This window comes from Dehalococcoidia bacterium, assembly GCA_041649635.1.
Classification (GTDB): Bacteria; Chloroflexota; Dehalococcoidia; order E44-bin15; family E44-bin15; genus JAYEHL01.
In genome coordinates this window covers 1-25307 of the sequence record JBAZMV010000003.1, presented here as the reverse complement: position 1 = coordinate 25307, position 25307 = coordinate 1, and the positions used below count along the sequence as shown (strand labels likewise).

Genomic DNA, 25307 nt, shown 5'->3' with positions numbered 1-25307 from the left:
CTATTCCCATTTGCCAATCGGGCGGAGGGTCAACTTTCTCATCCTCCCCCGGCCATCAAATTCCCATCCCCACGCCTTTCCATCGGCCTCTATGCTATGCAGCACTATACGTCCGCCCTTCTCAGAATACTGTTTCATCCAGCAGGCGATCTGCTCTGCTTCATACCACTTCCCATATAAAGCGGGCACTGTTCCGTCATCCGTATCTGGTACATACGGATCCAAGCCATCATCACTCGATTTAAATACCAGAAAACCATCGCTGTTGAGCATAGCTCTTCCCAGAAAATACCGAATGGGAGCCAGACTGTGTCCACTCCTTGTTTTCAGCACCCGAGTTACTTCAGCTACAGAGTCAGCTTTAATCTTCACGTCTATCAAGTGTAATGAACTTTCATATCCCATGGAATGCTCCTATCTCTTATAGCCGTTGATTCAGTGCCCATTTTCTAAGTCTATTATCCTGATCTCAGTAAACTTTCCGGTTGACATTATATGTTCTCCTATGAACACAGGGCAGACATATAATAAAATTCTTGCATAGTATCCTGCATCTTCAATTCCTGTAGCGCTCACTTTCCAGATGGGCCGCCGATTAGTCCCTCTGTGGCTAGCTTGTCATAGAATGCTCCTTCATTTACACAATCATATTTATCTCTCATAGTCACATATCCTCCGAATCGATAACGGCGCCAACACTTAATCCCGTCAATAAATACAGGATTATCGCCACAGTCATCCATAGAGTCCCAATATGGTTTTTCGCCAGTTTCTGTAACTGCTTTTGCAGAACAATTGCGGCATACGCGGTTAGGCCAGCCTATATCACTCATTAGACTAGAATCAGACTGATGACAGATACTGCATTCGTTTTTCATCACATCATCACCTAAATCATCTTCTTGTCTCATCAAGTATTTGAAACAGCCTGACCATGGCCTCGGTATCCCGCCCGCAGTACGCCAGCAGGTTCTTGCGTATCTCCCTGCGCCGCTTCGCGCTGGTCTCCGGCTTGATCATCTCGGAGTAAGCCAGAGACGCCATACTGCCCTCCTGAATCTCCAGATCCCCATAGCCCAGCCCGGGTACCAGCGCGGGGAGCACGGCTTTGATGGAGAATGAGCCGTGGAAATCGGGATGATAGCAGTTGGCCTTGATTATCTTCAGCAAATCCACAATGCGGCCGTTCAGCACCGCGGAAAGCTCATACGACAGATGCGGCAGGTCTCTGATAAGGCCTTTTATTTGACTAGCCTCGAACGAGGAGTAGACGACTATGGAGCCGCTATCATTCAGAACGTCGATGAGACTCTCCGCGAACGGCTCGCGCGGGTCGTCGGAGCCGTCGTGCAGGAACTCCTCGTGACTGAGCTTGCCCTTCTTGTCCATGATGTGGCAGGACCACTGTATGGGCAGCACCTGGTACGGGCGTGTGCCGACATACAGCGGCAGCGCCGGGTTGAAGGTCTCGAAATCGAGGAAATAGACGGGATACTGAATACCAGCAAGCTGCCCGCTCAGTTCAGGACCCATGAAGACGCAGCCGTCCACGACGCAGTCACGCACCCGCTGCTGCAGCGGATTGAGGCCGATGAAATCATTAGGTATATTCCTGATATCGTCTACGCCGGCCTCTGCCAGCACTCTGAGCAGCTTCTCCCTTGCACCGGGCAGCTGGCCCACATAATGCTCTGGGAACACCCGAAAACAGTGGCCGCAGAACTCGCAGTCATACGGCTTGGAGCAGTGTTTGCCCGGCGCTATGTCCGGCGGCTCGGATAACGCCAGCGCCGCCCGCATTTCAGCCAGCATCTCCGGCACATCTGGCAGGAACTCCCGCACATCATCCGTTACGTCCTCCACCACGAACAGCTCCTGCAGGTCGTATTCCCCGCCCGGATAGATGTATTCCTTGTTGAGGTGCGCCAGGCAGGCCTTTCGCACACGGATTCCGCAGCCCTCAAGCACCCAGACCTGTACAGCCGCGTCCGGGATATGCTCCGGCTTTACGCTGTTGCCCGATTTGACCTCGACGAGGTCGAACATGCCCCTGCCAGCCCTGACCAGGATATCCGCGCGGATACGCACATCATCGTGCATGAACGCGGCCTCGTAGAGCGCCGGTATCTTTTTATCCTTGAGCAGCTCCACCGTTTGAGCCATCGCTTCCTTGTGATGCATGTAGTCCTGGTCAAGCAGCACGCCGCCGGGAAAAATACCACGGGCCAGCACGCCGACCTCAGCGCCTGCGTCAAATATCGCCTGCTTAGCCTCGCCGATCTCATCAGCCAGCTCCGGCTGGAACAGCATCAGATAGAGCCGCTTGTGGCATTGCAGCCCGGCCATGAAGCGAGATTTGGATAGTAAGGGCAATTTTTCTATCATATTTCTCCCAGTAATTTCCTAATTTAGTAGCTTATCCGTCTTAGGATATTGGCTCAAAAGTTCTTGTGCTAATTTGTTATATTCTAAACAAGCTTTCTGCCCTATTTGTTTATTATGGTCTGGCCAATACTTGGATACAAATTGACCCCAGACTCCACGAGATATAAATAATTTCCTATACAGTGCTCTGATGTACTTGCGCCATTTTTTTGGCCTACTACCAGGATAGTTAAATTTAACTATATTACGAAAACTCTCTATCTCAGCTACTTCTTTGCCATAACCTTTGGATAAAGCAAAAGACTTGGCTTCACGCATGGGTAACCAGGCTGATTTCTTAGATGGCAATGTATTTGTAACCGCTTGGCGAGTTTTCCTGGTTGTGTTGGTCGAAACTGAGTATAAACGACATTTGTCGAATACCCTTACTAGTGTAGTGTATTCATCCGTATCCAACTTGAGCAAACCTCTAGTATTGCCCCAAGCCTGTAGTTCTTGCAGACAGCAAAGCATAGCTTCATCCCAATAAGTATCAAAGTTATTATATTGCCACCTTTTCTTGCGATAACCATTGTGCCATAGGGCTTCGGCCATAACACTATCTAATATCACAAACAAATTTGGATAAAGTAAATGCATTATCTTGGTTGCCCCAACACAGAATGAATTACCATTTGCAGATAATCCCCCTGGTCCAGGTGAAGACAAATGATCATATAACTGTTTAGCGTCTTTTCGATACGATGTTATATTAACCGAAAGTATATCAACGTTTGTAAATTTTATTAAGATTGACTGGACATTATTATCTGTTAACTTTACTTCCAGCCTAGAAGTGAATCCTTCTCTTGTTCCCATTACACCAAACTTGTTCATTCCTAAGTAGTATCTAAGAGCCTTATATATAAGTTGAAGGTTTGAATCACTCACGTTACCTTTACTATCTACAAGTGTCTGAGGCTTCCCTGCAGCCACAAGACAATCGAGGTAATATTTTCTATTCGGAGATTTCTGTGAATTGTAGCTCTGCAATTTCTGTTTTGCACCGTTAAGAATTCGTGTACTATTCAAAACTCTCTCCTAATCTCTCTCTCAGCACCTTCAGATTCTTCACATCTTCCTCGTTGTACTTGAGCAGCGTCCTCAGCGCATCCATATCGTTGTCATTTACGTATCTCCACCATAGTATAACCGCCTGGAAACCATCCACCCCCCTCAGCTCCCTCCCTATCCCCAGCTGCTGCTCCACCGCCTTGAGCCCCCCGAAGAGTTTTCTCCTCCAGCAATCATACATCAGGTCGTGATGTTGATAGGAGGCGGAGATATCCACCCCAACGCGCGAGTCGATGAACGGCAGGTCGAAGCGGCTACCGTTGTAGGTATAGACGGTTTCGACATCCTTGAGAGCGTTGAGCAGGTTCTCCTCGCTGACAGCATCGCCGACGAGCTGGATCAGCCTCTCTTCGCACTCGTTGACCAGATAGACGCCGATAACGGTGACGTCATCGATATACCTGGAGAGGCCCGTCGTCTCTATGTCGAGGTATGCATCGTACATGACAGTTTCTTGTTAATCGATATGTACGTATTGTCGCATATATGCGTGACAGCGTTCTGTCATTTTCATCTGATACTCTAAATCTTATAGATCCCGGCCATGGCCTTGACGGCTGCCTTCACCCGGTCCTTGAGCTCACGGGGCGCCAGAACCTCAACCTGCTCACCCCAGCCCAGAACCCAGTTGACCAGCTCAACACCCGGCACCACCTTCATCGTCAGGATCAGCCACCCGTCCTTGCGCGTCTCAACCTTCTGCGTGGGATGATATACGGCCTCGCTGAACAGCTGCGCCACGTCGGGGCTGAACTTCAGCTTCACTGTCTTAACCTCTCCACCAGCGATGACCCCGAATGCCGGAGCCAGGTACTCGTCGGCGTTGAAATCCTCCCGTATCTTGTACTTCTTAGCGGTTATCTGGAGCGATTTAATCCTCTCTATTCGGAAAACCCGGACCTCCTTGTGAGTGTGGCAGTAGGCGATGAGATAGCTGGCATGTCCCACATCCGTGGGCTGGATGAAATAGGGGTCCACCTCGCGATAACCGGGCTCTTTGCCGTATGTCTGGTAGTTCATCCTGACCGTGCGCCCGTCCGCCCAGGCCTCGGCCAGCAGCTCTACGTGTCGCGTGAGCTTGTCGTTGCGGGGCAGCTTCTCCATCCACTCCAGCGTGTTCAATATCTGCTCCTTGATCGGGCTGGGAACCACGCAATTCAGCTTGTAGAATGCGGACTTGATATACTGGTCGGAGCGGCTTGCATAATGAACCATGAGGCGCACCGCGAGGAATATGCTTATAGCCTCGGGGCGGCTGAAACGCACCGGCGGCAGATAGTACGCCTGATTAACGCACCACTTATCGCCGTTCTTGTAGACGGGAACGCCGGCGTCTTCGATGGCCTTCAGGTCCCGCCGCGTCGTCCTCTGGTCGACATCGCATTTGTCCGCAATCTCTTCCAGGGTCCAGCCGTACCTCTTCTGAAACAGCAGGTGCTCAACCAGGTAGAGGCGCGCCAGCCGGTCCGTTTCCTTTTCCTTGGTTTTCATAAAAAGACCTCCGTGCGGCGATTAGCAGGTTGCATCATTATACCAGTGGACAAACTATCTTGAAAGTTCACCGGCCCCGATTTTAACCGGAGCCGTGATTTTTGACAGATAGCTGTCACAACCAGGCTGTATCATAAAATCATCCCAAATAATATCAGGAGGTAATTCTATGTTTGATGAATGTAAAGATAATCTGGAGAATGAAGGTTTGGAAGAAGACGAAGAGCTCGTATACTTAAGTGACGATGATCCCGACGAATACGAGAGATTGAGCAGGATGCATCGCGCCAGGTATAAGCAGCATGAGAAGAAGCACAAGGAGTTCATCGCGCGCGTCCTGGGCGGAGAGACCAATATCGAGTCGACGGTCATCGTGTCCAGCTACTACAAATTGCTGCTGAGCTGGGCCCTGCACACCCATATCGCCGAGGACGGCTGGAAGATCATAATGAAGGAAGGCTATCACAAGGCCAAGCCCCAGTACAGCGATGTTGATACGCGTTTCGGAGAAAAACAGAACCTCCTGGTGCACGGCGTGCTCGTCCTGGAGAAGGATGAGAACATACTGGTCGCGGCACTTGATCAATCCAGCCCCGGTCCCGGCCTGCTCATCGTCACCGGCCCGGAGCGCATAATACCTGTGATCGAAGCTTTCAAGGATGCCGTAGAGAAAATAACCAAAGAGCGCAACTTCTATCGCGGTCAGAAGATACAATACTTCGGCTTCATCATGTTTCTGGACGTGTCCAATAAGTCCTGGGGCGACCTTATCCTTGATTCCGATACCAAGGATAGCATCTGGGCTAACAGCGTCGGTTTTTTGAGAAACCAGGAACGTCTCAATGAATTCAATATACCCGCCCGGCGCGGCGTGCTCATGGTGGGCGAGCCCGGCACCGGCAAGACCCTGGCCTGCAAAGGAATCTTATCGGCGGCGGAAGGCATAACCTGCATCACCACCAGGTCCGGTGTGCTGGAGGACTCCGTGCAGCTTTCGCTTCTATACGAGCTGGCCCAAGACCTCGCGCCCAGCATAGTCTTCCTCGAGGATATAGACCTCATCGCGCAGGATAGAGATGGATTCGGGTATGCGAGGGGTTCCGCCCTGCTGACCCTGCTCTCGGTACTGGACGGCATCGAGGAGTGCAGCGGCGTTGTGACCATCGCAACCACCAACTGCAAGGAGACGCTGGATAAGGCCATCGCCAAAAGGCCCAGCCGCTTCGACCGCATCATCGAGTTCCACAAGCCGGCGCTGAAACAGCGCACCGATCTTATCTCGTTACTGTGCAAATCGATACCGCTCGACGCGAAGGCGCAGGAATACCTGGCGATCAGGACGGAGAACTTCACGCCGGCCCAGATACAGGAGGTGGTCTACAGCCTGGCCATCGATTACTGTCAGAGTAACGAAGGCCCGAGGCCGTCCTGCATCATCTGCAGCAAGCAGGATGTGGATAACGCTATCATCAAGATCGACCGCGACAACAGGCAGCAGACGATAGGTTTCAGCCTGCCGATTAACGGAGGTGTGAAGAAATGCGGTATAAATATCTCTACTAATAACGAGAGGAAGCTGTGACATGGAAAAGGCAAATAAAAAGCTGAAGCCCGTAAAAAAACGTGAAGATGCTTGCCCCGGATGGCGGCAGGATTGCCCCTGCGTCCCTGTGCCAATGTTCACACATCACGGAAAGAAAGCAACATACAAACTTACGGGCTTATATGAAACGGAGGAAGAGGCTTATAAGAAGACCTTGTGGATTATTTCTATGGACGGTGTTCAGGCGGCACAGGGGCATATAACCGTCGATGATTTCGATATGTGGGCTGTGTATAGGCAGATGTAAAGAGGGATAGGTTACAGGAAGAGGCGCGAAAATTGAACTTTTCTAATACAGGTTGACACTCTTTCTGACAGGAGCTATATTGAGTTAACCTTTTCGTACGCCCCATACTGGGTTGAATAGGTCATTTCAATAAGCAGAACAAGAGCGGATTAAATAGATGGCTATAAAGAAATCTGAACTCTACTCAAAGCTCTGGCAAAGTTGCGACGCGCTGCGCGGCGGAATGGATGCCAGCCAGTATAAGGACTACGTTCTAGTCCTTCTTTTTATCAAGTACATCAGCGATAAATACGCCGGTCAGCAATATGCCCCTATCGTCATTCCAAAGGGCGCGAGCTTCAAGGATATGGTCGCGCTTAAGGGTAAACCAGATATCGGGGACCAGATAAACAAGAAGATTATCGCGCCACTGGTAAGTGCAAACAAGCAGCTTTCTCATTCGGACTTTCCCGACTTCAACGACTCCGTAAAACTTGGTGATGGCAAAGAAAAGGTAGAGCGCCTCACTGACCTTATCAGTATATTCGAAGATGCCGCCATGGATTTCTCCAGGAACCACGCCGAGGGTGATGATATCCTCGGCGACGCTTACGAGTATCTTATGCGACTCTTCGCCACCGAGAGCGGCAAGAGCAAGGGACAGTTTTATACCCCTGCTGAAGTCAGCCGTGTTATAGCGCAAATCATCGGTATACGCGAGGCTAAGACCAGTCCCGACACCACGGTATACGACCCTACCTGCGGCTCAGGCTCGCTATTGCTCAAGGTCGCCGACGAGGCGCGCACTCCGGTAACAATAAGCGGGCAGGAGAAAGACGCCTCCACCGCAGGCCTGGCCCGGATGAACATGATACTGCACAATAACCCCACGGCGTTTATATGGCAGGGTAACACGCTCACCGATCCCAAGTTCAAGGACGGAGATACACTAAAAACCTTCGACTACGTGGTGGCCAATCCTCCCTTCAGCGATAAGCGCTGGAGGACGGGCCTCGACCCGCTCAACGACCCTTACGATCGTTTCAAATCCTTTGGTATTCCACCTTCCAAGGGCGATTACGCCTATCTGCTGCACATCGTACGCTCGCTGAAGAGCACCGGCAAAGGCGCGTGTATCCTACCGCACGGCGTACTTTTCCGCGGCGCTTCCGAGGCGGATATCCGGCGCAACCTGGTGCGCAAGGGCTATATCAAGGGCATCATAGGCCTGCCCGCCAACCTGTTTTACGGTACCGGCATCCCGGCTTGTATTGTAGTCGTGGACAAGGAGAACGCCTACAACCGCAAGGGCATTTTTATGATAGATGCCGGCAGGGGCTTCATGAAGGACGGCCCCAAGAACCGACTGCGTTCGCAGGACATTCACAAGATCGTGGACGTCTTCACCAGACAACTGGAGATACCCAAATACTCGCGCATGGTCAGCCTCACGGAAATCGAGAAGAACGAGTTCAACCTCAATCTGCCGCGCTATATCGATAGCACCGAGCCGGAGGACATGCAGGACATAGAAGGCCATCTCAAAGGCGGCATCCCCGTGGCGGACGTGGAGGCGCTGGAGCGCTACTGGACTGTCTGTGCGGATCTGAAAAAGGCTCTGTTCAAAACCAACCGCCCCGGCTACATGGACCTTGCCGTGGACAAGACGGCTATCAAGCCTACTATTCACCAGCACCCCGAGTTCGTCGCCTATGCCAAGCGTATGAACACGGTATTTGCCGAATGGAGGAAAAAGAGCGCTAATACATTGCGCCAGTTGAAAGCCGACTGCAAGCCGAAGGAAATTATCTTTAACCTGTCCGAGGATTTACTAGCCCACTATAAAGAAAAGCCGTTGATTGAGCCCTACGATGTTTACCAGCACCTGATGGACTACTGGGCGGAGACCATGCAGGACGATTGCTATATGATTGCAGCCGAAGGCTGGAAGGCCGAGACCTATCACAAAAAGGACAAGAAAGGCAAAGAGAAGGAAAAGGATTGGGCCTGCGACCTTGTGCCCAAGAATCTGATCGTGGCCCGCTATTTTGCCAAAGAGCAGGATAATATCGACCGGCTGGAGGCAGAGCTGGAAAGCGTCGCCGCCGAGTTGAGCGAGCTTCAGGATGAAGAAACCGGTGAGGACGGGGCTTTTTCCGATATGGACAAGGTTAATAAGTCTAATGTAACCTTTCGCATAAAAGAGGCCAGAGCGGTCTACGCTGCCGAGAGCGATGCCGCGGAGGAAATTGAAGCGCTGGATAAGTGGCTGAAATTGAGCGGCAAGGAATCCGACCTGAAGAAGAAACTGAAGGAAGCCGAGTCTGCCCTCGATGCCAAAGCCTACGCCCACTACCCCAAGCTAACCGATGCCGAGATAAAAACACTGGTGGTAGACGATAAATGGCTGGCCGCGCTGGAGCTTGCCGTCTATGGAGAGATGGAGCGTATCAGCCAGACGCTCACCCGGCGCATTAAAGAACTGGCTGAACGATATGAAACCCCGATGCCTCAGCAAGTTTACCGTGTGGTAGAGCTGGAAAAGAAGGTGAACGGGCACCTGAAAAGGATGGGGTTCAAATGGGATTGAATCCCTGTTATAAGCAGACAGAGGCGGGAATGATTCCTAGCGAATGGCAAGAAAAACCCCTTAGAGAAATCAGCTTGATGCATGGTCGTATAGGCTGGCAAGGCCTAACTCAGGCTGAATTCACGTCAAATGCTGAAGATCCATTCCTTATAACCGGCGTCGACTTTAGAGATGGTGGTATCGATTGGGATACAGCCTATCACGTGTCCCACGAAAGATATGATGTTGCCCCTCAGATTCAATTACGTTCCGGCGATGTCTTGATGACAAAGGACGGAACAATAGGCAAAATGCTATATGTCGAACATATCCCATATCCAGGATTGGCAACACTAAACAGTCATTTGCTTGTCTTACGGCCGATACACAATTCATATATCCCTAGTTTCTTATTCTACCAGATGTTATCCCGTCGATTCTCAGAGTATATTGAGCAGAACAAATCAGGGTCAACGTTTTTTGGTCTTAGTCAGGAGGCAACTGGTCGTTATATGACACTGTTGCCTCCTCTCGCCGAGCAGGAAGCCATCGCCGCAGCTCTCAGTGACGCGGACGCCCTCATTGAGGCGCTGGAGCAGCTCATTGCCAAGAAGCGCCAGATCAAACAGGGCGCCATGCAGGAGCTGCTCACGGGCAAGAGACGGCTGCCGGGGTTTTTCAGTCATGCAATGAGTAAGACCGAAATAGGAGATTTTCCATCTGATTGGTCAATAGTATCACTTGGATTTATTGTGGATCAAAAAAGAAGGATACGTTACGGTATTGTTCAACCTGGTATATTTTATCCAAATGGGCGATATATGATTCGTGGTCAAGATTATTCTGAAGCTAAAGGATGGGCTGCCCCCGAACATGTGTTTAGGGTATCCCCTCTGATTGAAGAAAAATACAGAAATGCCCGCGTGAGAGAAGGCGATCTTATAATGACAATCGTAGGATACTGTGGTCATGTTGAAATGGTGCCAAGTTGGCTTGATGGCGCAAATTTGACTCAGACTACGGCACGAATAGCAATAGATTCTGCACGTGCTAACCCAATTTTCTGCAAATATACTCTACAGAGCCAGGCAGTAAGAGGACAGGTAGTAAATTTTCTTAAAGGTGCTGCACAGCCGGGATTAAACTGTGGTGATGTTGAACAATTTCTAGTTCCCCTTCCGCCAATTAAAGAACAAACCGCCATCGCCACCATCCTCTCGGACATGGATGCAGATATCGTCGCATTGGAGAAGAAGCTGGCCAAAGCCCGCCAGGTCAAGCAGGGCATGATGCAGGAACTGCTCACCGGGAGGATCAGGCTGGTATGAAACCCAAGCGCATCTTCATTAGCAGCGTGCAAAAGGAATTCGCGGCGGAGCGAGAAGCTCTGCGGGATTATCTGCGCGGCGACGCGCTGCTAAAGCAGTTCTTTGAGCCGTTCCTATTCGAGGAGGTCCCCGCCGCCGACCGCCGGGCGGATGAGCTTTACCTCGATGAGGTCAAGCGTAGTGATATTTATGTAGGCCTGTTCGGCAACGAGTATGGGGCTGAAGACGCAGAAGGCCTCTCGCCAACGGAACGCGAGTTCGATCAAGCCACTGCGCTGGGCAAACTGCGTCTGATATACATCAAAGGTGATGACGACAAATCGAAACACCCCCAAATGCGGGCTTTGATCCGGCGAGCGGGCAGCGAACTTGTGCGCCGCCGATTTAACACGGCGGAGGAACTTTGCTCTGCGCTGTATGCGAGCTTGATCGACCATCTGAGCAGAACGGGAGTGATTCAGAGTCTGCCGTTCGATGAGCAGCCTTGTCCTGAAGCGGCGCTTGAAGACCTGGACGAAGCAGCTATGCAGCAGTTCTTGCGGGAGGCGCGCAGCCGCCGGAAGTTCCCCTTGGCTGAATCAACTCCGGTGGAAGGTGTCCTCGCACATTTGAACATGATCAGGGAAACACGCCCCTCGCAGGCAGCCATGCTGTTATTCGGCAAGCAGCCTCAGCGGTTCATTCCCTGTTCGGAAATTCGTTGCATGCATTTTCACGGCAACGCTGTTCAGCGGCCTGCGCCTTATTATCGCATTTTCAAAGGCACCCTCTTTGAGCAAGTAGATCAAGCGGTGGATTTCGTTCTGTCCAAGATGGATATGAGTATCGGCACTCGTTCTAACGGAATCCAAGCCCCCACACGATATGAACTACCGCCGGAAGTGATTCGCGAGGCGGTCGTGAACGCTGTTGCCCATCGGGATTATACTCAACCGGGGGCGGTCCAGGTTTCAGTGTTTGCGGATCGTCTGGAGGTCTGGAATCCCGGAGAACTCCTTCCGCCGCTAACCCCACCGCAACTGCGCAAGCCGCACCTTTCGGTGACCCGCAATGCGCAGGTGTGCGAAGCGCTCTATCTGGCCGGCTACATTGAGAAGTATGGCACCGGCACGCTGATGATGATTAAGGAAAGTATCGGTCATGCCCTGCCGGAGCCTGATTTTATTGAGGCGCCGGGTGCGTTTATAGTCACTCTCTGGCGGGACTGGCTTACGGAGTCGGTTCTGTTAGGCCTAAGCCTGAATGAACGACAGACCGCCGTTATTCCGCATCTGAAAATCAGACGCCAGATCACCAATGCCGATTATCGGCAACTGACCGGCGTGACCGACAGGACGGCTGCCAGGGATCTCGATGAATTAGTGAAGAAAGGGCTGCTGGTCAAGACCGCGAAAACCGGACGTAGCACGGCTTACCGTCTGCCTGCTAAACCTGCCATAAACCCGACAAACCAGACAGATGCAAAACCAGACAAAAAGCCGACAAACCCGTCATCGCCTGAAGCGGCCAGTAAGAAAAATGGCAGGAGCCGAAAGAAACAATCATGAGCACGATCGGCAAGCCTGAACGCGCCACACAGAATCGTGTCATCTCTCTGTTCCGCGATGAGTTAGACTATCGCTACCTGGGCGACTGGACCGACCGCGACGGCAATAGCAACATCGATGAGAAGCTTCTCACCGATTACCTGCTCAAGAACGATTACACACCTGCGCAGATCGGCACCGCCGTGTATAAGCTGCGCGCCGAGGCGGACAACCACAGCCGCGGTCTTTACGATAACAACAAAGCCGTCTATAGCCTGCTGCGCTACGGCGTGCCGGTTAAGATTGAAGCGGGCAAGGTAACGGAGACCGTCCACCTCATCAACTGGCGGGAGCCTGAGAAGAACGATTTCGCCATAGCCGAGGAAGTCACACTGCGAGGCAATCATGAGCGCCGTCCCGATATCGTCTTATACGTCAACGGCATAGCCGTGGCCGTGCTGGAGCTGAAACGCAGCAGCGTTTCTATAGGCGACGGCATTCGCCAGAACATATCCAACCAGCGCCCGGAGTTCAATGAGTGGTTCTTCTCCACCGTGCAGTTCGTTTTCGCGGGCAGCGATTCGGAAGGGCTGCGCTACGGCTCGATAGGGACTCCGGAGAAATACTTTCTCAAGTGGAAAGAGGACGAGCAAGACGACACCAGATTCAAGCTGGACAAGTATCTGATAAAGATGTGCAGCAAGAAGCGCCTGATCGAGCTGATGTATGACTTCGTGCTCTTCGACGGCGGAATCAAGAAGCTGCCGAGGGCGCACCAGTATTTCGCCGTTAAGAAAGCACAGGAACACGTCAGGCGGCCGGAGGGCGGCATCATCTGGCACGCGCAGGGCAGCGGCAAAAGCATCGTAATGGTGCTGCTGGCTAAATGTATATTAGAGAACAACCCCAATGCCCGCGTAGCTGTCATAACCGATCGGGACGAACTGGACAAACAGATCGAGCGCGTATTCAGCGAAGCGGGCGAGACGATTTATCGCACCGGCAGCGGCCGCGACCTGATGCGCCAGATCGGACAGGCCAAGCCGCGCCTGTTGTGCTCGCTGATTCATAAGTTCGGCAGAAAAGACGTTGACAACTTTGATCAGTTCATCAAAGAGCTGGAGGCGGAACCTATCAAAACGGCGGGTGAAATCTTCGTCTTTGTCGATGAGTGCCATCGCACCGAGAGCGGCAAGCTGCATCGAACGATGAAAGCCATGCTCAAGAGCGCCGTCTTTATCGGCTTCACCGGAACGCCTCTGCTTAAAAAGGACAGCAAGACCACGCTCGAAGTGTTTGGCAGGTATATACACACCTATAAGTTCAACGAGGCGGTGGAAGACGAGGTAGTGCTGGACCTGATTTATGAAGCGCGGGACATCGACCAGCGGCTAAGCTCGGTAGACAGGGTCGATGCCTGGTTTGAGGCCAAGACCAGAGGACTTAACGACTGGCAGAAGGATGAATTGAAAAAGCAGTGGGGAACCATGCAGAAGGTTCTCAGCTCGCGTTCGCGCATGGAGCGAGTGGTCAGCGATATAGTCTTCGACTTCAGCGTAAAGCCACGCCTGTCCAGCGAACGGGGCAACGCCATGCTGGTGGCCGCGAGCATCTATGACGCGTGTAAGTATTTCACACTCTTTAATCAGACCTCGCTGAGGGGCAAGTGCGGGCTGGTTACGTCCTACGATCCCAATACCAGGGATATAACCACTGAGGATACCGGCGCAGACACCGAGACGGATAAGGAGTTCATTTATAACACTTACACCTCTTTGCTTAAGGATTTCGCAGCCAAGTCGGGAATGACAAAAACCGAGACCTATGAAGAACTGGCGAAGCAATTGTTCGTAAAAGAACCTGTGAAAATGAAGCTGCTTATTGTCGTGGATAAGCTGCTGACTGGCTTCGATGCGCCTCCTTGCACCTACCTATATATCGATAAGTCCATGCAAGACCACGGCCTGTTCCAGGCCATATGCCGCACTAACCGGCTGGATGGAGAGGATAAGGATTTCGGCTATATTGTGGATTACAAAGACCTGTTTAAAAAGATGGAGAACGCGATCGCAGTTTATACCTCAGAGTTGGATAACAGCGCCGGAGGCACCGATCCAGAAGTGATGGTTCAGGACCGCCTCAAAAAGGGGAGAGAACGGCTCGACAATTCGATTGAAGTCCTTGAGTTGATGTGCGAACCGGTGGAGCCTCCCAAGGGGGAACTGGAGCACATTCACTACTTTTGCGGCAATACCGAGATTCCCTCCGACTTGGAGGAACGGGAGCCGCAGCGGGCAGCGCTCTACAAGACGACCGCTTCACTGTTACGCGCCTACGCCAACATAGCAGATGAACTTGAGGCCGCGGGCTATGACAATACAGATATCGCGCGAATCAAGCGCCAGATAGACAGTTATCTAAAGCTCAGAGAAATCATACGCAATGCCAGCGGCGAAAGCCTCGACCTGAAAGCCTATGAGGCCGACATGCGTCACCTGATAGACACCTACATCCAGGCCGATGAACCCCGCAAGATTTCCTTCTTCGACAACGTAAGCATCTTGGATTTGATTGTTAAAACCGGCATCGCCAATGCCATCGTTAGCAAACTAGGCAGCCTTCAGCATAATAAGGATGCTATTGCTGAGACCATCGAGAACAACGTCCGCAGCAGAATAATGGTAGAGAATCTGAGCGATCCCGCCTACTACGATAAAATGTCTAAACTGCTGGATGAGATAATCATCGCGCGAAAGACGAAAGCCATTGAATATGAGGAATATCTCAAGCGCGTCGCGCAGCTTGCCAAGCAGGTGGCTATAGGGAAGGCCGATGATACCCCGTCTTCATTGGACACGCCGGGGAAACGCGCGCTTTACAACAACCTCAATAACGATGAAACGCTTGCACTGCGTATAGATGAAACAGTAAAACGTGTTCGCCCCGCCGATTGGCGCGGCATCGAAACGCGAGAGCGAGTAATCAAGCAAGCCTTGTTCGATATCATCCATAATGTAGACCAAGTGGAACTTATCTTTAGAATAATCAAAGCGCAGAAGGAATTTTGATGGCAGCGCAACTGCTGTTAGGCGACATCCGCATAGACGTTGTATTTAAGGACATCAAGAATATTCATTTGAGCGTCCTTCCTCCGGCAGGGAAAGTGCGTATTTCAGCACCTTTGCGCATGAATCGCGAAACCGTTCGCATCTTTGCCATCTCTAAGCTTGGCTGGATCAGGAAACAGCAGAAGAAGCTCAAGGAACAGGAGCGCGAGACTTTACGTGAATATAGAGACCGTGAAAGCCATTATATTTGGGGGAAACGTTATCTGCTTCAGGTCTTAGAGAGTGACCAGGCGCCTTCCATCGAGTTGCGGCACAACCGCATGATTCTGACCATTCGACCTGAAACAACTCAAGAGAAGAGACAAGCCATTATCGAAGAATGGTATCGCAACCTGATCAAACAAGCCTATGTTCCGTTGATTAGGAAATGGGAACCTATAATAGGTGTTAAAGTCGAGCATTGTTTTATACAGCGAATGAAGACTAAGTGGGGCAGCTGCAATCATGAAGCATGTAATATACGCTTGAACACACATCTCGCTAAGAAGCCCTCCCAGTGTCTCGAATATGTTTTGGTACATGAGGTGATACATTTACTAGAGCCAAAACATAACGACCGTTTCATCTCTATGATGGACAAATATATGCCTCGTTGGCAGCAGTATAAGAATGAACTCAATAGTGCTCCACTGAGTTTTGAGCATTGGAAATACTAGTCTAAAGTATCATTATGAGGGTGTAACATATGAAAGAGGACATTCTGGAACAAATTGTCGATGACTACCTGAATTTACGTGGATACTTTACTTTAAGCAACGTTAAGTATAAACCATCACCCAAGGATCCCGAATATGATAGTAAATTAGACTCAGTTAATAGTGATATTGATGTTATTGGCTTCAAACCGGGTGAGACCGGGCCCAAATCGGTCTATGTTGTCAGTTGTAAAAGTATGCAGAATGGTTTTTGGGCTGAATGGGAATGTGAAGCCATTTCCAATAAGAAAATAGCTGGCGGACGTGAAAGATGGAAAGCATATAGAGAGTTGGCCAACGATAAATGGGCTCGCGCACTCAAACGAAAAGTAAAGAATCTAACCGGATCGAGCGATTTTACATATGTGATTGCATGCACTCGGTGGAGAGATCCTGAAAACGCCAAATGTTGGATTGATAATAAGGAATTTAAAAAACGTCTAACTAGAAATATTGAAATATGGACTTTAGAGGAAATGTTCAAATATATCTACAATACCTCTACTACTACACCTGCTAATAGCGACATTGGTAGATTAATACAAGTATTAAAAGCAGCAAAGATTAAAGTTGATTTTGAAAGTAACATTTAAGAAGTAATTACAATCACAATTGCCCATATAAAAAAGGCTGTAGGTTTAGCAATGGCAGAAATAAATGATACTTTAATTAAACTGATCGACCTAAATCGAAAAGATCCAAACCTTCCTCTCAGCGGTTTTATTGCTTTTGATCTGGGTGTACAGATTGACAAGAATTACGTTAATTCAGATTTAGCAAATAAAGACGCTGTGAACGTTTTTTGGAGTTTTTATGAGCCCAATAAACCAAGTGAAACACGTTGGGTATATGGAGACTGGTGGTGGAATGTCTTTTCAGCTATAGATGAACCAGTCCTAACTCTAGTTCTAAAAGAGTTGGAAGACATTGAATACACTCTACGTGTTCCCTATGAACCAGATAAAGAAACAGACTCATTTGTATATGTACATGTCGCCCTGCTTCGGGCTCTGTTATTAAGAAAAAGAGACGGCTACTCGGACGACGTAATGCAACTCCTAACCCAGGTACTACATCATATCAATCGATTCCATCTAAGCCAACAGTTCACATATGCAATACCTGACAATTTTACTGCTGAACTCTGCTATGGTCTTTCATGGGGATCTTTAATAGGCTTAGGCTTTATTGAAAACGCAAAACTAATGAATTTAGATGGTAAATACCAAAAAGCCTTTCACACTTTCGCCTTAGGAATGTCCTATATATCAGCAGTGTTCTTAGGCAGTTTTTCTGAGGATTGTATTTGGGAAGAGCAAGTAGTATTCAAGGATTATCTTCCAAGACTAGATGTTAAGCCTCAAGAACTGGTCGATTTGTTTGAGAATATTCGTGACAGCGACAAGCTTCTAGATTTGCGTCAAGTAATACAGGATTGCGAGGTCATTTATTTGACGTGGGTGGATTGTCTCAAAGACGATGAGGAGACGGTTCATGATAATAAAGGGAAACTATGGCCATGGAGAGGATACTGGTATTTTACAGCAGGTTGGGCAGAAGCTAAGATGGAGCCGGATCAATTACTTGAAAAGCTGAAGGAACATGAGGACGAACAAGCTAAAAAGCGTATCATCAGGTATTTATTGGAGCAGGAACTATGGGATAGACTATCCCCACGTGCTCAGAGTTCCCTGATAGAGGCGGACAAAGCATGGTTCTCAACTAAATCTGGGAGAAGGGAAAGGCTCCTTAACGAACTGAGACTCGCTATTGAAGACATACTTTATCCTTTAGTATGGCAAAATCTATCTAAGTGGTCTAAAGATACTTCGATTAATGACCCAAAGCTTATGGAATTTGAAATGATCAGAAAAAAGCTTGAAGAAGAACATAAGAACCCATCACTTTACGAGTACGAATCTATACTTAAAACGCAATCCCTCAAAGATATGATAAAATCATGGGCACTTTCTGATAGAGAAAGAGAATTCTTGTTGAAAACTTTACCTCTAGACATTAAGAATCTACGCCGTGGTAGAAAAAGCGCGGAACATCCAGATCAAGAAGAACCAAGTATCATAGCCCCAACTGAAATAGCGCGTCTATTTAAGAAGACAATGGGAATTGGCTGTAATGGAATAATATATCAATTGCTTAAGTTAAGTGAAAAAATAAGCAATATGTCAAACTAGATACTTAATAGAGTTGTTAAGAATGAAAAGAAATACGTTCACTTACAATACCAACCTCGCATCTGAGTTCTGGGTGCTGGCAGCGCTCTACCGGCTTGGTATTGATGCCCAACTAATTTAGATTAATCAAAAGCAACTGAGGAGAAACACATGAAAATCTCAACAATTCTTGATCACATTGACAGTGGACATATGGCCTTGCCTGAGTTCCAGCGCGGATATGTCTGGAATCGCGACCAGGTACGAAAACTATTCACTTCACTTTATCTTCATCGTCCGGTGGGTGGTCTACTAGTCTGGGCCACGGAATCTAAAACCGCTGTGCATCGTGGTGATGGACCGCTAGCTGCCGGCGTGGTGAAACTGCTACTCGATGGTCAACAACGCATTACGAGTATATATGGAGTAGTAAGAGGTAAGCCGCCGAAGTTCTTCGACGGAAATAAGGAGACATTTACAAGTCTATGTTTCCATCTTGACACTGAAACGTTCGCTTTCTATCAGCCGTTTAAAATGCAGGATGATCCTCTCTGGATTGATATTACCGACTTGATGAAAAAGGGAAATGCGGGGCTGGGCGAATTTGTAAACCGCTTGAATGCTCAGCCATCTTTGGGAACAAAAGTCGGTGATTATGTAGGCAGGCTTGGCCGTCTGCTTAGTATCACCGATATAGATATATATACTGAAGAATTAACAGGAACAGATAAGACTCTAGATGTTGTGGTAGATATTTTCAATATAGTAAATAGTGGCGGGACAAAGCTCTCTAAAGGCGATTTGGCTATGGCCAAGATTTGCGTCGATTGGCCTGAGGCACGTGATACGATGAAATCCAATCTTAAGGAATGGAAAAACATAGGATATGATTTCAACCTAGATTGGTTATTGCGTTCAGTAAATACAGTACTCACCGGTGAAGCTAAGTTTCAGTTTCTACACGATAAGAGTGGTGAGGAAATTCAAGACGGTCTTAAGCGTGCCACCAAACATATCAATACCACACTTAATATGATTGGCGGAAGGCTTGGATTGGATCATAACCAAGTCTTCTTTGGCAGTTTTGGTGTTCCGGTTATGGTACGTTATCTTGATCAAAGACAAGGTTCTATGACTGACACTGAGCGCGATAAACTTTTATTCTGGTTTGCACAAGCGGGAATGTGGGGCCGTTTCTCTGGTTCTACAGAATCTTTTATCGATCAAGACTTGGCAGCTCTGGAAGGCCCAGATGGAGGGCTTGACAGATTACTAGAACAACTACGTCTCTGGCACGGTGGATTGCGTGCGGAACCAGGACATTTCACTGGTTGGAGCCTAGGCGCCCGGTTTTACCCGGTTTTATATTTACTCACTCGTATGGGCGAGGCGCGTGACTGGGGCACTGGCCTCCCACTGAAGGCCAATCTGCTCGGAAAGATGAGCAAGCTAGAGGTGCACCATATCTTCCCTAAAGCTCAGCTCTACAAGTTGAAATACAAGCGGCCTGAAGTCAATGCGCTTGCGAATTTCTGCTTCCTCACAAAGGATACGAATCTCGACATCAGAGACCGGCTGCCAGAGAAGTATTTTCCAGAGGTTGAGAAAGCCCATCCTGGCGCGTTGGCATCGCAGTGGGTTCCCACAGACCCGGCACTGTGGAAGATCGAACATTTTCGCGAGTTTCTCGAAGCTCGTAAAGTGCTTCTTGCCGAAGAGCTCAATAAGCGTATGGAAGATCTACTACGTGGTGACATTCGCTGGCTTGCCGGTCCTGCGGGGGCTGTACCCGCAGCCGTCGCGGTATGCGGCGGTATAGCCAGTGAGGAGGAAGAAGAGCAACTGGAAACCCTCAACGACTGGATGGAAGCACAGGAGCTCTCCCGCGGTGTAATGGCTTATGGTTTCGCAGATGCTGTAACCGGAGAGCAGAAAGCAGTGTTTGACTTAGCGTGGCCAAATGGCATCCAGGAAGAACTCAGCCAGCCGGTTGCCGTCCTTTTAAATGAAAACACCGACGTAATCGCTATCGCCAGTCAAGCGGGATATCGGTGCTTCACATCCACAGATGAGTTTAAGCAGTATGTGGAAAGCGAGATCCTGGGCCGAGAGGTTCCTGCCAGGTGAATATCAAAGATGTGACTCTGTCCAAGCTGGCTATTGCCTGCTTAATGTATAATTCTCTAACACCGTTCAATGAATCACTTAAACTCTTAAAAGAGTCTACCGATGGTTGTATAGACCTGACTAATCCTACCCATCGCGAATCTCTCTTGCAATGGCTGAATGATTGGGGCTGTAGGAACCTTGCCCGGGACCAGCACAAACTCGCCTCTAAAAGCATCTTAATATGGCAGCAGAAATATGGTGCCAGCCTGTTTTCAGGCAGGAAACCGATCTGGAACCTGAAGGACAACGAGCTGGAAGCAGCCGCTCATTCATATGGAGCTCTGAAGGATATGCCAGGTGCTGAGCGTATCCGCAACGGAAAAAAACAAATGGTTAGCATAGGGGAAACCGCAGCCTCCAAGATTCTCTTCGCTATAAGGCCTGAGGCATTGATGCCCTGGGATGAAGCAATGCGAAAGAGGTTCAAGTGTGACGGCAGACCTGATTCTTATTTCAATTATCTGAAAATAATCCAGGGATTAACCTGCCACATAGCGGATTTGTGTCAAGCAAAAGGTTTCAAGATTGACAACCTGCCCAAGAAGCTGGATAGGCCGGATGCCACGGTGCTGGCGCTTGTCAATGAGTATATCTGGGTAACAGTAACCAGGGGGCGCGCGCTGCCCCCGGCGTCTATACTTAAGCAATGGGCTGAGCTGGGGTGATACGAACACTTTTATATAGACAATAAAAAAATAGAACCAGTTCTTGATTATCTTTATGCCTAAATCTGGGAGGAGAGAATTCATGGAAGTATCATCAGATGCCAATAATGAAAGTAATAGATTTCGTGAATTATTAAAGCAAATAATGGATGAAGATAAACTTGTCTATTTAAATATTAAAAACAGTATGACAGCTATAAAAGAGGGGGATCTGTCTTGGCAAGCACCTTTTACGATAGCACTCTATGCGCTTGGTTTACTGCTTCGTAATATCAATGTGTATGAAGGGAAAATGAATCACCCGGCTCTGTTAGATTTAGTATTCTTTTTATCATTGGAAATCCTTTCGGATAGCAAAGATTTGGACCTGGTCGAACCAGCGTATGAGTCCATAGAACCTCTATATCGAAAACTTAGTGATGAAGAAAAGCTATCAGAGGCAGATACTCAAACGCTATTCCACACAAGCTTGGCATTGCGCACACTTCTTCTGCTAAAAGGAGAGGAAGAACGCACTAAGTCAATAATTAGAACAAACTTAAAAACAGATACAGTAGGGGCAATGCAAATCGCTGAGGTTCTTTTCGCAATAGTCCTACAAGCTTACTATGTTGAGAGGCAAGATTATGATTCTGCATTTCGTCTATTGACAGAAGCGCTTTCATCTAATAGCCCGGGGAATTTCTCTGAAGGTCTAATGGAAGCAGTGCCTGATCTCGTAGAATTATTCGCCGTAAAATGCGAAACTATTAATGACGCAGAAGACTGGGTTTGCCTCTTTGATAGAGTCTCCGATGTTATTGAAGTTTGCGGTGAAGCAGATATATCAGGAGTCCATCCATCAAACAACAAGGTGACTTCTCCGCAGTTTTTAGCATGGAAGTTTGGGAATCTAATAGCCCGTTATGCGTTAAGAAATAAAGCTGATCTGTCTGGTAAAAACTATAAGATTATATCTAATGGTTGGAAAGATAAAAAGACTTCAATAAAGCTATTTGACTATGGGGGACTAGGAGATGATTGGCTTAATGGAACATTAGTAGCTGCAATTTTGTTGGAATACAACGAAAACCGAAATTGGCACAGCCTACGTGAACAGTATTTGTCCATGTGGGATTCCTTGCCTCGATACAAATGGACTAGCTTATCTGAAGCTGGGACCAATAATGATCTTTATTGGGCTGTTAAGATAGGCTTTGCGGAAGCATTGATTGACCCTGACTCAATAAAGCCTAAGATAGAGCCTATTGATCTGGAAAAGAGCCTAAATCCAAAATTGCAGGAGGACCTTAAAGAAGTCTTATCTACGAAGTCACCAGAAGAGAAATTATTTGAAAAGTTTAGGGAAATGATGGATATATCCGTTAAAGACAACTTGAGCCCTATAAAATCTGCTATGGGAGAAGAGATAAAAAAACTACGCGATGGAGACTCTCAACAAAACCTCCTAACAACCCAACAAAAGCTTGTAGATAAATATGGAGATTGGATTCGACAACTGGCTAACCCGGGCTCATTGACCAACGCTGAGTATTTATTCGATAGTCTCAATCAGAATGAGTTATCTTGGGGTGAATCAATAGTAGGCTATTCAAATGCCATAGAAGCTGAGCTTAGAAAGCGATTCTTAGAACCTCTTGTTAAATTCATGGTTTCTCAGAAAACTAAATCTATTGATTTTGGTGATAGAAGAATAATAATAGATATGAGTATCGACCTAGAACAAATTGAAAGGCTACTTCATGGTATCAAATCTCACCCACTGCTAAAATCATTTATCGCAGGTTATGATATTGATATTGAATTTCTATCTAATAGATTACCAAATGATCTTGAGATTATAAGGAAGTATCGAAACCCTTCTGCTCACGGTAACATTGTATCGAATAGTTCGATTGGGCGACAAATACAAAAATCGGTTCTTGGCACACCACAACGCCCCGGAATATTAAAGTTGATATTTGATATCAACTTTCACTCTGATTCATAGTGACCTACCACCTAAATTAGTGCACTACTATTCATAGTGCCTGAACCAGATACTATCGCAGGCAGCGGTCAAGATGGAGAAGAAACTGGCGGCGGAGTTGCGGCGAAAGGGGTACACAGTAACCGGGGGGCGCGCGCTGCCCCCTGCGGCTATACTTACTATTCAGTAGGCAAAAAACATGCCGTACAGACTATACGTAATCGAACTGAATAAAAAAGTACTTTCAAACAAAAAGTTCATGTCTGATAATCCAGACTATATCCCGGGCAAACCATGCCTTTACGTAGGACAGACGGCACGCGCACCTGAAGTGCGGTTTCAGCAACACCTCAATGGCTACAAAGCCAATAGATATGCCCGTGATTACGGCATCCGGTTATACCCCAATATCGTCGACCTGCTGGATCCGTTCAAGACTCGCGCAGAGGCTGAAGAAGCTGAGGCAAAGCTGGCAAAGAGCCTGCGTAAATTCGGCTATGCTGTCTGGTATGGATAGAATAAATAATTGATTATGTACCAGCAGCAACTCCCCATATTTGTTCAAATTGACAGACAGTTGTCGAAAAGCTACGTTAGAATTGTCTGACATACAAATCCTTTTATGCTTGAATACTTATTTCGTTTAACTAAGCACAAAAAAAGGACCGGATATCTCTCGACACCCGGCCCCCTTATCTTGAAGCCTTCCCTTATTCAGTTTTCTTGACGGGCATTATAACTATCCTCCCATCACCGGCAGTCACAGTCACCTTATCCCCAACGGTGAAACCCAGCCTCTCCAGCCATCTGCCCTGCAGTCTAATAAACGGATAAGGCTTCTTGTTGCCGTTGCTGTACAGATAATTCACAGTCAGCTTACGTTCCTGCAATCGTCTCTCCTTTCCGGGCACATCTCGAGGATCGTTGGCCGCCCCAACTTAAGCATGGCCTTATTAACAGTCGCTCATTGCCTTTCTGCGCTCTTCCTCGACTGCGCCCATCTCTTTGAAGTCCCCGAAGATTTCGGCCAGCAACTCATAATCACGCCCGCACAGTTTTACCCCGGCACCGTCGAACCAGTCCAGGTACCAGTACTCGATTTCTACAGGGTCCAGGTTTTCGTCCGTGAAGAAACGGAACTCGTCCTGAGGGCCGCCGTATGAGAGTTGCCAGCGGAAGAAGCCGCGCTTCTGGTCGCTGAAGGTATCTCTGGGCACATAATCGAAGCACAGGCCGTACTCATCGAACCGGCCCAAGTCCTCATCACACGCCTCGGGGTCTTTGCGGTACAGCCGCCATAATTTCCGTATGTCCGATATGCGATCCCTGAGTTCGTCCCGAACCTTGTCCTTACAGGTATTGACCACGTTAATCACCCCCTTCCCGCTCGGTGTTTCGGTCAAAAAAAGGGGCTATGCATCCCACGCACGGGGAGACATAGCCCCTTTCTCTTCGGAAAAAGCAAAAAAGCGGGGACACCCCCGCTTCCTTGCGTGATTGTTGTTTCGGGCTAAACGCTCTATAGGCTTATGCTGCTACCGGCTCTTTGGCTTTGCGATGCTTCTTCTTCGGCTTCTCGGCATGGGTTTTGGCTTCCCTCTCGGCCTTCGCTTCGGCCTCTCTCGCTATCGCTTCCGCTTCGGCTTCGATGTGAACCTTCGGCTTTGACGGCATGACTACTGGCATAACCGCCAATCGATAGCCGTCAACGGCGAACAGTATCGGCGTTTTGGGGTTGCTCAGCTTGACCTCGGCCATTCCGCCCAGCGCCTTGAGCGCTTGCGTAAGATATGCGCCGCTTAGGGCGGTTTCCGCTTCCCCTTCAATCTCGGCCTCGACTTGAGCGCTTCCCCTGTCGTCCGTCGCCGACAGCGTCAACTTCCCATCCATCAGAGCAAGGGTTATTGCCGATGTCCTGTCCAGCGACAGGGCGCTGAGGCTTGCTCCCGCCTTCATCATCTCCCGTGTATCGAATCGAGCCGCCGCTTTGAACTCGGCGGGGATTACTTTTTGATAATCGGGGAATGTGCCGCTTTCACCCGCTAGTTTGTAGCGGATGGCCTCGGTCTCGATGATAAGGCCGTTGCAGCCGTTGCCGTTGGGCTCAATTGCCAGCCGAACCCTGTGCGCCTTCTTCAGCGCCGTGATTAATCCCTTCAGCTCCTCGACGGGAATCAGCGCTTGCGCTTCCCCGTCCTCAAAGTCGAGGGTTATCTCGGCAAGCCGATAGGCGTCGGATGTCGCAAGAGTAAGCTTCCCGTTGCCTTGA

The 25307-nt window shown here is 48.8% G+C and carries 23 protein-coding genes; 13 read left to right on the top strand and 10 right to left on the bottom strand.

What is annotated here, in order from left to right:
- From WC562_05450 to WC562_05420, 7 genes are all read right to left on the bottom strand, one after another.
- Nucleotides 1-405: a hypothetical protein gene (locus tag WC562_05450; GenBank protein MFA5055602.1), complete on the bottom strand. Its 405-nt coding sequence runs from the start codon at nucleotides 403-405 to the stop codon at nucleotides 1-3.
- Between the two features lie 30 nt (nucleotides 406-435).
- Nucleotides 436-576 carry a hypothetical protein gene (locus tag WC562_05445; GenBank protein ID MFA5055601.1) on the bottom strand — a complete coding sequence of 47 codons (141 nt, stop codon included), beginning with the start codon at nucleotides 574-576 and terminating at the stop codon, nucleotides 436-438.
- On the bottom strand, nucleotides 573-911 hold the full coding sequence (locus WC562_05440; protein ID MFA5055600.1) for a hypothetical protein: 339 nt from the start codon (nucleotides 909-911) through the stop codon (nucleotides 573-575). Before WC562_05440 ends, WC562_05445 begins: the two co-directional genes overlap by 4 nt.
- Nucleotides 895-2385 (bottom strand): DUF2779 domain-containing protein, encoded by a 1491-nt coding sequence (locus WC562_05435; protein MFA5055599.1) that lies wholly within the window; start codon nucleotides 2383-2385, stop codon nucleotides 895-897. The genes WC562_05440 and WC562_05435 overlap by 17 nt, the downstream gene beginning before the upstream one ends.
- Nucleotides 2386-2403: 18 nt before the next feature.
- Nucleotides 2404-3456, bottom strand: a complete 1053-nt coding sequence (locus tag WC562_05430) for a hypothetical protein (GenBank protein MFA5055598.1) — start codon at nucleotides 3454-3456, stop codon at nucleotides 2404-2406.
- Nucleotides 3449-3943, bottom strand: a complete 495-nt coding sequence (locus WC562_05425) for a ribonuclease H-like domain-containing protein (GenBank protein MFA5055597.1) — start codon at nucleotides 3941-3943, stop codon at nucleotides 3449-3451. The genes WC562_05430 and WC562_05425 overlap by 8 nt, the downstream gene beginning before the upstream one ends.
- 77 nt (nucleotides 3944-4020) lie before the next feature.
- Nucleotides 4021-4989 (bottom strand): WYL domain-containing protein, encoded by a 969-nt coding sequence (locus WC562_05420; GenBank protein MFA5055596.1) that lies wholly within the window; start codon nucleotides 4987-4989, stop codon nucleotides 4021-4023.
- Between the two features lie 169 nt (nucleotides 4990-5158).
- On the opposite strand from WC562_05420, the gene WC562_05415 reads away from it, so the two are divergent.
- From WC562_05415 to WC562_05355, 13 genes are all read left to right on the top strand, one after another.
- On the top strand, nucleotides 5159-6571 hold the full coding sequence (locus tag WC562_05415) for an ATP-binding protein (protein ID MFA5055595.1): 1413 nt from the start codon (nucleotides 5159-5161) through the stop codon (nucleotides 6569-6571).
- A gap of 1 nt (nucleotide 6572) precedes the next feature.
- The gene (locus tag WC562_05410; GenBank protein MFA5055594.1) at nucleotides 6573-6839 is read left to right on the top strand and encodes a hypothetical protein; all 267 of its coding nucleotides are present in this window, start codon (nucleotides 6573-6575) and stop codon (nucleotides 6837-6839) included.
- Between the two features lie 157 nt (nucleotides 6840-6996).
- Nucleotides 6997-9408: an N-6 DNA methylase gene (locus WC562_05405; protein MFA5055593.1), complete on the top strand. Its 2412-nt coding sequence runs from the start codon at nucleotides 6997-6999 to the stop codon at nucleotides 9406-9408.
- 29 nt (nucleotides 9409-9437) lie between these two features.
- Nucleotides 9438-10715: a restriction endonuclease subunit S gene (locus tag WC562_05400; protein MFA5055592.1), complete on the top strand. Its 1278-nt coding sequence runs from the start codon at nucleotides 9438-9440 to the stop codon at nucleotides 10713-10715.
- Nucleotides 10712-12262, top strand: a complete 1551-nt coding sequence (locus WC562_05395) for a DUF4062 domain-containing protein (protein ID MFA5055591.1) — start codon at nucleotides 10712-10714, stop codon at nucleotides 12260-12262. Before WC562_05400 ends, WC562_05395 begins: the two co-directional genes overlap by 4 nt.
- Nucleotides 12259-15309: an HsdR family type I site-specific deoxyribonuclease gene (locus WC562_05390; protein MFA5055590.1), complete on the top strand. Its 3051-nt coding sequence runs from the start codon at nucleotides 12259-12261 to the stop codon at nucleotides 15307-15309. The genes WC562_05395 and WC562_05390 overlap by 4 nt, the downstream gene beginning before the upstream one ends.
- Nucleotides 15309-16025, top strand: coding sequence for a SprT family zinc-dependent metalloprotease (locus tag WC562_05385; protein MFA5055589.1), 717 nt, complete (start codon nucleotides 15309-15311; stop codon nucleotides 16023-16025). Before WC562_05390 ends, WC562_05385 begins: the two co-directional genes overlap by 1 nt.
- Before the next feature lie 29 nt (nucleotides 16026-16054).
- On the top strand, nucleotides 16055-16657 hold the full coding sequence (locus tag WC562_05380) for a hypothetical protein (GenBank protein ID MFA5055588.1): 603 nt from the start codon (nucleotides 16055-16057) through the stop codon (nucleotides 16655-16657).
- A gap of 51 nt (nucleotides 16658-16708) precedes the next feature.
- Complete coding sequence (locus WC562_05375) at nucleotides 16709-18256, top strand: hypothetical protein (GenBank protein ID MFA5055587.1); 1548 nt, start codon at nucleotides 16709-16711, stop codon at nucleotides 18254-18256.
- A 150-nt stretch (nucleotides 18257-18406) separates the two neighbouring features.
- Nucleotides 18407-20362, top strand: coding sequence for a DUF262 domain-containing protein (locus WC562_05370; GenBank protein ID MFA5055586.1), 1956 nt, complete (start codon nucleotides 18407-18409; stop codon nucleotides 20360-20362).
- Entirely contained in the window at nucleotides 20359-21069 is a 711-nt protein-coding gene (locus tag WC562_05365) for a hypothetical protein (GenBank protein ID MFA5055585.1), read from the top strand. The genes WC562_05370 and WC562_05365 overlap by 4 nt, the downstream gene beginning before the upstream one ends.
- 82 nt (nucleotides 21070-21151) lie before the next feature.
- Complete coding sequence (locus tag WC562_05360; protein ID MFA5055584.1) at nucleotides 21152-23059, top strand: hypothetical protein; 1908 nt, start codon at nucleotides 21152-21154, stop codon at nucleotides 23057-23059.
- Between the two features lie 178 nt (nucleotides 23060-23237).
- Nucleotides 23238-23555 (top strand): GIY-YIG nuclease family protein, encoded by a 318-nt coding sequence (locus WC562_05355; GenBank protein ID MFA5055583.1) that lies wholly within the window; start codon nucleotides 23238-23240, stop codon nucleotides 23553-23555.
- A 193-nt stretch (nucleotides 23556-23748) separates the two neighbouring features.
- Here the strand turns inward: WC562_05355 and WC562_05350 are convergent, their stop codons facing one another.
- From WC562_05350 to WC562_05340, 3 genes are all read right to left on the bottom strand, one after another.
- A complete protein-coding gene (locus tag WC562_05350) occupies nucleotides 23749-23928 on the bottom strand; it encodes a SymE family type I addiction module toxin (GenBank protein ID MFA5055582.1) in 180 nt (59 codons plus the stop codon).
- A 63-nt stretch (nucleotides 23929-23991) separates the two neighbouring features.
- Nucleotides 23992-24441, bottom strand: a complete 450-nt coding sequence (locus WC562_05345; protein ID MFA5055581.1) for a hypothetical protein — start codon at nucleotides 24439-24441, stop codon at nucleotides 23992-23994.
- Nucleotides 24442-24565: 124 nt separating this feature from the next.
- Nucleotides 24566-25307, bottom strand: a 742-nt coding sequence (locus tag WC562_05340; protein ID MFA5055580.1) for a DNA polymerase III subunit beta, incomplete at its 5' end; no start/stop codon positions are given.